This window comes from Comamonas sp. B-9 (genome assembly GCF_000410635.1).
In the GTDB taxonomy this organism is placed as follows: domain Bacteria; phylum Pseudomonadota; class Gammaproteobacteria; order Burkholderiales; family Burkholderiaceae_C; genus Comamonas.
Genome location: NZ_KE148598.1, coordinates 1 through 623, shown reverse-complemented (window position 1 = coordinate 623; position 623 = coordinate 1). Strand labels below are relative to the sequence as shown.

The following is a 623-nucleotide window of genomic DNA, read 5'->3' as shown; positions in this document are numbered from 1 at the left end:
AGCTGCAGGTGCTGGCGGCGCCAGCGCGCGCGCAGCCCCTGCCACAGGGCCAGCAGCAAACGCGGCACCACCACGGTGGCGCCCAGCAAGGCGGTATAGGCCCAGACCCAGCGCTCACCGACACCGGAGACAGGGGCAGCCATGGCCTGGGTTGCCTGGGCCGATGGCGCAGCGGGTAGGCTGCTGCTCACCCAGCCTTGCAGCGCCTGGATGTCGGCCAGGCTCCAGGGCGTCGTCCACTGCAGCCATTGGGTGGGGGCGAACAGGAGGTTGAGCCAGTGCTGCACCTGCGGGGCCGACAGGAAGGTGCTCTCCCAGCCGACCTGGTATTCCTTGGTGAGGCCCGTGAGCCAGAGCGAGGCCAGTGCGCCGACTGCCACCAGCGCCGCACCCAGGTGCAGCCACAGCAGCCATTGCGCATTGCGCACCCCTTCGCTGGCCTGCCACCAATTGCGCTCAAAGCGCAGCGCCATCTTGCGCAGGCCGCTGCCGCGCAGCGCAGGCATGGCCTTGCCGCGCAAACGGGCCATCCAGCCCGGGTGTTCATCGGCAACGGGAGCGCTGGGGGCTGCGCCACCAGCGGCCAGCTGCGCAGGCTCCCAGGGCGCCACGCGCGCTGGCTG

Annotated in this window: 1 pseudogene; it reads right to left on the bottom strand. The window is 71.3% G+C overall.

Features of this window, described 5'->3' with window-relative positions:
* Positions 1-623 (bottom strand): annotated as a pseudogene (locus H928_RS32410) (DUF2868 domain-containing protein); the annotation flags it as partial.